This is a genomic window from Propioniciclava sp., from assembly GCF_036744435.1.
Lineage (GTDB): Bacteria > Actinomycetota > Actinomycetes > Propionibacteriales > Propionibacteriaceae > Propioniciclava.
This window is the reverse complement of record NZ_DAIOIA010000116.1, coordinates 1-9082: the sequence shown is the minus strand read 5'-3', so window position 1 is coordinate 9082 and position 9082 is coordinate 1. Positions and strand designations below refer to the sequence as shown.

Here is a 9082-nt window from a genome sequence, read left to right as displayed (position 1 = left end):
ACCGGGTAGGCGTGCCACAGCACGACGCCGTCGAAGCCCCCGAACCGGGCCTGCGCGTCGGCGAGCAGCCGGTCGGGCGTGAAGCGGCGTTCGGCGAAGTCGTAGAGGAGTTCGTCCCACAGCCACACCTGCGCGATGACGCGGCACTCGGACGCCCACGCCCCGGCACCCTCGTAGCGGGCGCCGTGGTCGGGGTAGCGTCCGCGGGCCTCCTCGCGCCACCGTTCCAGTGCCGCCCGCCAGGCGTCCCAGTCGGCCGGATCGTCCGGCGCGATGAAGATCTTCGCCGCATCCAGGACGCTCAGGTCGGCGTCCGGAGCGAGCGGGACGGCCATCGGCTGGTCGATCGGGCGCGGGACGAGCGGGTTGAGCGGCCCGACGGGCGGCTGCGGTGTGACGGTCATGTCTCCTTCTTCGGTGGTGCGCTGTCGTGCGGTAGTTCTGCCGCGATCCGGCCCGGTGCCGGTGCCGCTACAGGGCGGCCAGCACCTCGGCCCGGGTCGGGATCGAGTCCTGGGCTCCCGTTCGGGTCACGGTCAAGGCCGACGCCGCGGACGCCTCCTCGGCGGCGGCCTCCCAGGACGCCCCGCGGGCGAGGGCGGCGGCCAGCACGCCGCAGTAGGTGTCGCCGGCCGCCGTGGTGTCGACGGCCTCGACGCGACGGGCGGGGACGCTGATCGGCTCCTGCCCGCGGTGCACGACGCGCGACCCGGACGCCCCGAGCGTCAGCACGACGGTCCCCACCTCGGCGACGAGCCGGGTGAGCGCCTCGTCGAGGTCGTCGGTGCCCGCGACGTCGCGGGCCTCGTGCTCGTTGACGATGAGCACGTCGAGGAGGGCGAGCAGGTCGGGTGGCAGCGGCTGGGAGGGGGCCGCGTTGAGCAGGAACCGCACACCGTGGGCGCGGGCGATCCGGGCGGCCGCGGTGATGGTGGCCAGCGGGGTCTCCAGTTGGGCGAGCACGACGTCGGCGTGGGCGATCGCGTCGGCTTGGACGGGCGTCACCTCGGCGAAGGCGGCGTTGGCACCGGGGACGACGACGATCGCGTTCTCCCCGGCGGCGTCGACGCTGATCAGCGCCTGCCCCGAGGGCCCCTCGACCCGGGTCAGCGTCGCCACGTCCACCCCGGCGGCGTCGAGCCGGTCGGCGAGCCAGGCGCCGTCCGCATCTGTGCCGACCGCCCCCACGAAGGTCACGTCGGCGCCGCCCGCGCGGGCCGCCCCGACGGCCTGATTGCCTCCCTTGCCGCCCGGGGACCGCGCGAAGCCGGTAGCCAGCACCGTTTCACCCGGGGCGGGGATGCGCGCCACCCGCGCCGACAGGTCGGCGTTGACGCTGCCGACCACCACGACCGAGCTCATGATGCCCTCCCGGCGAGCGCGATCGTCCGCCGCGCGAGTTCGGTGAAGCTGACGCCGTCGAACCCGGGCAGGCTGGTGGCGTACCGGTCCTCGATCGGGTCGATCCACGCGGGCGGCAACGCCGCCGCGCCCAGCAGCCCACCCGCCAGCGAGCCGACGGTGGCGCCCGCCGAGTCGGTGTCCCAGCCCGCCATCGACGCCCGGGCGATCGCCGCGCCGAAGCCGGGCCGCCCGTCGGCGTCCGTGGTGGACGCCAGCGCCCACGTGATCGTGGCGGCGTTGTTGAGCACGTGCACCCAGTGCAGGTGGCCGTACCGGGCGTGCAGCCGGTCCAGGCCCGCGTCGAGGTCGCGATCCCGAGCCGTCTCGACGCCGAAGTCGACCGCCTCGCGCAGCCCGGAGGCTTCGGGGACGCAGGACGCCCCCGCTCGCAGCACCGTGTCAAGGTCGTCGGCGACGACGGACGCTGCGGCCGCACCGGCGACCCACATCTCGCCGTGGATGCCGTCGCGGACGTGGGACAGGGAGGCGTCGACGAAGGCGAGGGCGGCCGCCTCCCGGGGGCGTCCCGGGTGGGTCCAGCCGAACACGTCGCCGCGGATCAGCGCGCCGATCCACTCGCGGAACGGGTTGCGCGTCGACCCGGCCAGGGCGGGCGGGACGCCGTCGAGCAGGTTGCGGTAGGCGACCCGTTCGGCGGTGAAGACGCGCCCGGCGGGCAGGTTCGCCAGCCAGCTCGTGGCGACGTCGTCGACGGTGAAGGCGTCCCCGAGCCGCTCCAGCAGCTCGAGGTTGAGCAGCGGGTAGTTGAGGTCGTCGTCCTCGGGCATCCCGGCGATGTTCTCCCGCAGCGACGTGGGTCGGCTGCGCCGGTTCCACGGGTAGCGCTCGCCGACGGCGGGGTCGAGGCCCTGCTCGGTGAAGTACTGCCGCAGCGGCCATTCGCCCAGGTCGTCCAGGATCGCGCGGATGCCGACGCGCGGGATCTTCTCGACGGGCTTGCCCAGCAGGCAGCCCGCGGCCCGGCCGAGCCAGGCACCGAGGACCCGGTCGGGGGCGGCCTGCGTGGGCAGGTCCACGGGGGCCGCCGAGCGGGCGAAGACGGCGGCCGCGTCGTCGGCGTGCCGGACGGTGCGGGCCTCCACCTCCTCCAGCAGGCGGCGGGCCAGGTCGCGGTCGGCGTCGGATGCCGGGGTCACGGCCGCTCCGCTGACCGGGGCGTCCAGCGTTCCGGCGACCTCCAGCCAGCGCGCCGTCAGGTCCGAGACGTCGGTGCCCTCGGCCTGCGCCTGCACGAACGCGTGCAACAGCAGATCCTCGGGCTGCACCCAGGTGAGCCTCATGCCGGCACCTCCGCCATCAGCGCAGCGGCGCGGGCCCGCGCGATCTCCGCGGTGCGGGCAGCCCGCTCCGCGTCCCCGACGGCCAGGCTCGCTGCCACGGCGGCGAGCCGGTGCCCGACCGCGACGAGGTCGATGCGGGACGCCGCGGCGACGGCGTCCGCCCACTCGGTCGGGACTGCGGCCGTCCCGCCCAGGCCTGCGCAGATCGCGCCCGCCATGGTGGCGATCGAGTCGCAGTCACGGCCGTAGTTGACCGCGCCCAGGACGGCGGCGCGGAAGTCGCCCCGGTGCGCCAGGACGAACCCGAGCGCGACCGGCAGTTCCTCGATCGACTTGGTGCGGGACGGCTTGCGGGCGTCCATGCCGGGCTCCCGGTACGCCTCCCCCACCATGTCGAACGGGCGGATGGCGTCCCGCAGGGCGACGGCGAGATCAGACCCACCGTCCCAGGCGTCCACGGCCGCACCGATCGCGAGCAGGGCGGCCCGCGTCCCGTCGTGGGACACCGCCAGGGCCGCGTCGAACACGGACTGCGCGGTGGCGTCCGGGGCCAGGGACGCCGCGACGGCCGCGGCGAACACCCCGGCGGCCTCGCGTCCGTAGCTGGACTGGTGGGCCCCGGCGACGTCGATCGCCTCGGCGTAGGCCGCCTCGGGATCGCCCGCGTTCACCGCCCCCACGGGCGCCATGTACATGGCTGCACCGCAGTTGACGACGTTCCCGGTGCCCGCCTCCCGCGGATCGGCGTGCGCGTAGTGGTTGCGCAGCACGATCCACTTCTCGGCCAGGAAAACCCGGTTCAAGATGACGGTGGTCTTCTCCAACTCGGGGATCCAGCGAGGCTCGGACATCATGATCGGCACCAGCGTCGACGCGATGTCGTACGCGCTCAGGTGCCCACCGACCCGCTCGTAGGTGTCGATCAGGGCGTGCGTCATCAACGTGTCGTCGGTGACCAGGCCATCGCCCTTGTGATAGGGCGACATCGGCCGGGCGTTCTCCCAGTCGGCGAACCAGGGGCCGACGATGCCGGTGACCGGCCCGCCGTGACGCTCCCGGATCTGTTCAGGGGAGTAACCCTCGACCGCCCCGCCGAGGGCGTCCCCGACGGCTGCTCCGACGATCACCGCGACCAGACGGTCCTGCGCGTGTGTCATGTCCGAACCTCGCTGCCTCTTGTTCTCGTGGATGGGGTGGATCAGCGCTTCCAGCCGGCCTCAAGCTCCGACGTCAGCGTCGCCTCGTCGATCTGGCCGGTCAGGTACTTCTGGAACGCGGGCGTGGCGACGGTGTCCTTCCACTGGGCGTAGTTCGTCGCCTTCAGGTAGGGAGCCGAGGTGAGCGATTCGCCCGACTTCAGCGTCATCGCCCAGCCGTCCTTGCCGCCGGTCGCCGTCAGGATCTGCTCGCGGGCCGTCTTGGAGGCCGGGATGAGGGCGTCGGCCTGGTTCAGCTTGGCCATGTTCGCGGGCTGGGTGAAGAACTCGACGAACTTCGCGGCTTCGGCGCCGTGCGCGGAGTCGATGTTGACCGACAGGGTCTGCGGGTTGGCGGCCTGGTAGGTGCCCTTCGTGCCGGACAGCGGCGGAAGCTCCACCCACGCGAAGCCCTCGGGGGCGTCCTTGGCGATGTTGGCGGCCTGGTAGGAGCCCTGGACCGTCATCGCGTACTTGCCGGCGTAGAACGCCTTGAGGACGTCACCGCCGCTCTGGGTCAGCGACGTCGGGTCGAGGCTGCCCGCATCGGACAGCGCGCGGATCGCCTTCGGCAGCGCGATCTCGTTGTCCCCGATCGCGATCTCGGCCTTGTCCCCCTCGCCGGTGAAGAAGGCGGCACCGTTGATCGGCCCCAGCGCCATCATCGTGGCGGTCGGCGACTTCAGCCCCCAGCCCAGGCCCTTCACGTCACCCTTGGTGGCCTGCTTGGCGATGTCGGCGAACTGCTCCCACGTCATCGAGTCGCCCGCAGGAACGGTGACCCCGGCGTCCGCAAGCAGCTTGGTGTTGGCGAACACGACGTAGGTCTGCATCTGGGTGGGGACGCCGACGATCTGGCCGTCGAACGTCACCGAGTCCCAGACACCGTCGCTGATCTCGGCCTTCGCGGAGGCGGAGATGTCCTTACTGAGGTCGCGCAGATAGCCGTCGGCGGCGAACGGCAGGATGGAGGCCGCCTCGTAGTGGATGACGTCGGGGGCGCTCTTGCCGCTGAACTGGGTGGTCAGCTTGTCGAAGACGCCGTCCCAGCCTGCCTGGATGGTCTCGACCTTGATGGTCGGGTTGGCGGTGTTCCAGGCCTCGACGATCTCCTTGGTCGCCGCGATGGCGCCCGGCTGATCCGAGAGCGACTGGAACGTGAGGTTGATCGGACCGGTGGCGGTCGGGGTCTGGGCTGGGGCGCCACCACAGGCGGTGAGCCCCAGGGCCACGGTGGCGGCCAGGACGGCCGCAGCGAGCTTGGATGTCTTCATTGACGGTTCTCCTTGGTTGTTTCGACGAGACGTGACGGGGCGATCGGGGGAGGGCTGGGTCAGCCCTTGACGGAGCCGGCGAGCATGCCGGAGACGAGCTTGCGCTGCATGATGGAGAAGAAGATGATGCTCGGGATCGTGGCGAGCACGGCGCCCGCGGCCAGCGGTCCGAGCGCCACCTTGCCCTCGCCGCCGATGAACATCTTCAAGGCGATCGGCAGCGTGTAGTTGTCGGGGGTCTGCATCAGCACGAGAGCGAAGAAGAACTCGTTCCAGGCCGACACGAACGCGAACATCGCGGTGGCGGCGATGCCGGGCAGCAGCAGCGGGAACACCACTTTGGTGAGCGTCCGGAACCGGCTGGCGCCATCCACGGCCGCGGCCTCTTCCAGTTCGGCGGGGATGGACGCGGCGAACCCCTGCAACATCCACAAGGCGAACGGCATCGTGTAGGTCGTGTAGACCAGGATCAGGCCGGGGAGGGTGTTGACCAGGCCCGCGTCCCGCAGGATGAGGAACAGCGGGATGATGATCAAGATCACCGGGAACACCTGCGAAACGAGGATCCAGCCGGTGCCGACGGTACGCAGCAGGCCGCGGAACCGCGCGAACGCGTAGGCGGCGGGCAACGACAAGACAATCACCAGCACCATCGTCGACAGCGCCACGATCAGGCTGTTCCCGGCCGAGCCGACCAGGCCCTGCTGGTTCCAGGCGACCAGGTAGTTCTCGGGGTGGAACTCGCGGGGGAACAAGGTGATGTCGAGGTTCATCAGCTCGCGGCTGCTCTTGAAGGAGGCCGACACGAGCCACAGCAGGGGGAACGCCAGGAAGACCATGAACAGCACGAGGAGGGCGTATTGCCCGGCGCGGGCCCAGGGCGAGATGTGGCTGGTCACTTCGCTTCCTTCTCTCGGAACTGGCTCCACAGGTAGATCGCCAGCAGCAGCACGACGATCAGGACGAGCACGCAGCCCATCGCGGACGCGTAACCGAGGTTGCGGCTCTTGAACGCCTCCAGGTAGGTGAACAGCATCGGCAGCATGGTGCGGCCGCCCGGTCCGCCCTCGGTCATCACGTAGACCAGGCCGAACGAGTTGAAGTTCCAGATGAAGTTCAGGCTGGTGATGGACGCCATGACCGGCCGGATCGCGGGGAGCGACACGTGGCGGAAGCGGCGCCATGCGTTGGCGCCGTCCATCGCGGCGGCCTCGACCTGCTCGGTGGGGATCTGCTGCAGCGCGGCCAGCAAGGTGATGGTGGTCTGCGGCATCCCGACCCACACGCCGACGACGATGACCGCGGGCAACGCGGTGGAGAAGTCGCCCAGCCAGTTGGTGGTGACGGTCGGCCCGAACAGCGACAGGACGGCGTTCAGGGGCCCGTTGGTGGAGTAGATGAGCTGCCACATGATCGCGACGACGACCGGCGGCATCGCCCACGGGATGAGCGCCAGCACGCGTGCCAGCCCCTGGAAGCGCAGGTTGGCGTTCAGCAGCAGCGCCAGGACCAGACCGGCCACCAGTTGCAGCGTCGTCACCGACACCGCCCAGACCATGCCGATCCGGAACGACTCCCAGAACATGGTGTCGCCGAGCAGGTCGGCGAAGTTCTGCAGCCCGATGAACTGGTTGGTGGCGTTGCGTCGCAGGGAGGCGTCGGTGAACGCCAGCCCGATGCCGCTCAGCAGCGGTGCGACGCTGAAGATGAGGATCGGGATGAGGGCCGGGATGACCAGCACCGCCGCCTCGACGCGTCGAGCCCGCGCGCGGGCCGTGCGCCGGGGTGGCCTCACGGGTGTGTCGACGAGGGCCAATGACTCCGTCGTCATTGCGACCCCTCCTTTCGGTTCGGGCTGGACTCCCGCGAGACGAGCGCGGGGTCGACGGTGACGCGTCGGTGGGCGCGTCCGGGGTGATCGATGCGGTGCAGCAGGAGTTCCACCGCGCGGGTGGCGCGCTCGGCGGCCCCCAAGGAGACGCTGGTGAGCGGCGGGTGGACGAGATTGGCGTAGACGGTGTCGTCCATGCCGACGACGCCGAGATCGGCGCCGACCTGGACGCCCGCCCGGGCGGCGGCGCGCATGACGCCGACCGCGAGCAGATCGTTGGTGGCGAGCACGGCGCTCGGCCGGGCGTCGGCGTCCGCCATCAGGTCGCCGAGCGCGTCCAGGGCGGCCTCGGTGGTGAAGTCGGCGGCGGTGACGACGCGCGGCGCGAAGCCGTGCGCGTGGGCGGCCGCGGTGTAGGCGTCGAGGCGGGCCCCACCCGGGGTGGTGTCGGCGGGGCCGTTGACGAGGGTGACGGCGCGGTGACCGGCGGCGATCAGGTGATCGATGGCGATCCGGACGCCCGCCTCGGAGTCGACGCCGACGGCGTCGATGGGCACGTCGGCGTCGATGCGTCCGATGACCACGAGCGGCACGGACAGCGTGAGCAGCGCTTCGAGGAGTTCGTCGGTGACGCGCAGCGGCGTGATGATCAGCCCGTCGGCGAAACCGCGGTCCATGCTGCGGACCAGGTCGGAGATCTCGCCTGCGTCGCTGCCCACCGAGATGAGGGTCAGGCGGAACCCTTCGCGCTTGGCGACGGCCTCCATGGCCTTGACCATCTCGACGTAGATCGGGTTGGCGATATCGGGGACGGCGCACGCGATGGAGGGGGTGTGGCCGAGCTTGAGCAGCCGCGCGGTGGCGTCGGGGACGTAGCCGAGTTCGTTGACGGCGGCCCGGACGCGTTCCACCGTGTCGCGGCTGGCGGAGCCCCCGTTCAGGGCACGGGAGACCGACGCAACGGACACGCCTGCGTGCCGCGCCACCTGCGCGAGCGTCGGTCGTTGGTTGGTCATCGGGTCACCTTTGGTCCGAATGGAAACGTTTACAAGCATCCAAGCGCGGACACCCCGACGCGGGCAAGCCATCCGGAGTGGAACCTTTTCCAATCCGAAGAACAAGGTTTTGACTAGGGGGTTTTCCCAGAGGTGGCGGACTGCAACCGTCGCATCGTCCCCCGAGACCTGTGCAACGCGGTCGGACCCAGGCGAAGCCCGACCCAGCAGGCGCCATACCTCTAGGGGGTATGCCTATACTACGGCTTGTAGGAATCAGTCGATCCGAGGAATCCCCATGAAGCTCACGACCCTGACCCTTCCGCTCGTCGGCCTCGCCGCGCTCGTCGCGCTGGCGGGCTGTTCGGCCCCGGCGACCACCCCTGCCCCGGCCGCCACGACCTCGGCGGGCGCCCCGGCAGCGAGCGACGTGCTGGCGTCCCTGGGATTGTCCGGCCTGAGTGGTCAGCAGATCGTGGAGAAGCTCGACCAGGATCCGACGGCGCGTCCGCTGCAGCTGAAGGCGTCGGTGCGTCCCGACCACGTGATCGTCGGTGACGGCAAGGCCGAGACGTCCGTCCCGCTGTCCGGAGCGAACGAGTTCTATCTGTCGATCGCGCCGTTCGCGTCCCAGACGCACGACTGCTACTTCCACAGCCTCGCTACGTGCAAGGGCGAACTGGCGAACACCTCGGTGCACGTCACCATCACCGATGCCGCGGGCGCGACCCTGGTCGACGCGGACGCCACCACCTACGCCAACGGGTTCGTGGGCTTCTGGCTGCCGCGCGACATCAGCGGCACGGTGACGGTGACCGTCGACGGAAAGACGGGTAGCGTCCCGTTCGCCACGGGCGCCGAGGACGCCACCTGCCTCACCACTTTGCAGGTCAAGTAGCCGCCCGCCCCCGGGCACGCCAGCCCTGGCCACGTCCAGCCCCAGTCCTCGACGCCCCCAGCCCCAGTCCTCGGCGCCGTCACCCTCAGTCCTCGCCGGAGTTCGCCGAGGACTGAGGGCTAGCCCGTCGAGGACTGAGGGTCAGCCCGCCGAGGACTGAGGGTCAGCGCGCCGAGGACTCGC

General features: G+C 71.0%; 8 protein-coding genes and 1 pseudogene. 1 reads left to right on the top strand and 8 read right to left on the bottom strand.

Annotated features, from left to right (window positions below; genetic code table 11):
- From V7E09_RS12635 to V7E09_RS12600, 8 genes and pseudogenes are all read right to left on the bottom strand, one after another.
- Positions 1–404: pseudogene (locus V7E09_RS12635) on the bottom strand (hypothetical protein); the annotation flags it as partial.
- 67 nt (positions 405–471) lie between these two features.
- A complete protein-coding gene (locus V7E09_RS12630; protein ID WP_324509987.1) occupies positions 472–1362 on the bottom strand; it encodes a ribokinase in 891 nt (296 codons plus the stop codon).
- Entirely contained in the window at positions 1359–2705 is a 1347-nt protein-coding gene (locus V7E09_RS12625) for an ADP-ribosylglycohydrolase family protein (RefSeq protein WP_324509988.1), read from the bottom strand. The genes V7E09_RS12630 and V7E09_RS12625 overlap by 4 nt, the downstream gene beginning before the upstream one ends.
- On the bottom strand, positions 2702–3862 hold the full coding sequence (locus V7E09_RS12620; protein WP_324523473.1) for an ADP-ribosylglycohydrolase family protein: 1161 nt from the start codon (positions 3860–3862) through the stop codon (positions 2702–2704). Before V7E09_RS12620 ends, V7E09_RS12625 begins: the two co-directional genes overlap by 4 nt.
- 41 nt (positions 3863–3903) lie before the next feature.
- A complete protein-coding gene (locus V7E09_RS12615) occupies positions 3904–5175 on the bottom strand; it encodes an ABC transporter substrate-binding protein (protein WP_324509992.1) in 1272 nt (423 codons plus the stop codon).
- Between the two features lie 59 nt (positions 5176–5234).
- Positions 5235–6074 carry a carbohydrate ABC transporter permease gene (locus V7E09_RS12610; RefSeq protein ID WP_324509993.1) on the bottom strand — a complete coding sequence of 280 codons (840 nt, stop codon included), beginning with the start codon at positions 6072–6074 and terminating at the stop codon, positions 5235–5237.
- Complete coding sequence (locus V7E09_RS12605; RefSeq protein WP_324509994.1) at positions 6071–7006, bottom strand: carbohydrate ABC transporter permease; 936 nt, start codon at positions 7004–7006, stop codon at positions 6071–6073. Before V7E09_RS12605 ends, V7E09_RS12610 begins: the two co-directional genes overlap by 4 nt.
- A complete protein-coding gene (locus V7E09_RS12600) occupies positions 7003–8022 on the bottom strand; it encodes a LacI family DNA-binding transcriptional regulator (protein ID WP_324509996.1) in 1020 nt (339 codons plus the stop codon). Before V7E09_RS12600 ends, V7E09_RS12605 begins: the two co-directional genes overlap by 4 nt.
- A 277-nt stretch (positions 8023–8299) precedes the next feature.
- On the opposite strand from V7E09_RS12600, the gene V7E09_RS12595 reads away from it, so the two are divergent.
- Entirely contained in the window at positions 8300–8899 is a 600-nt protein-coding gene (locus V7E09_RS12595) for a CueP family metal-binding protein (protein ID WP_324523472.1), read from the top strand.
- The last annotated feature ends 183 nt before the right edge of the window (positions 8900–9082 follow it).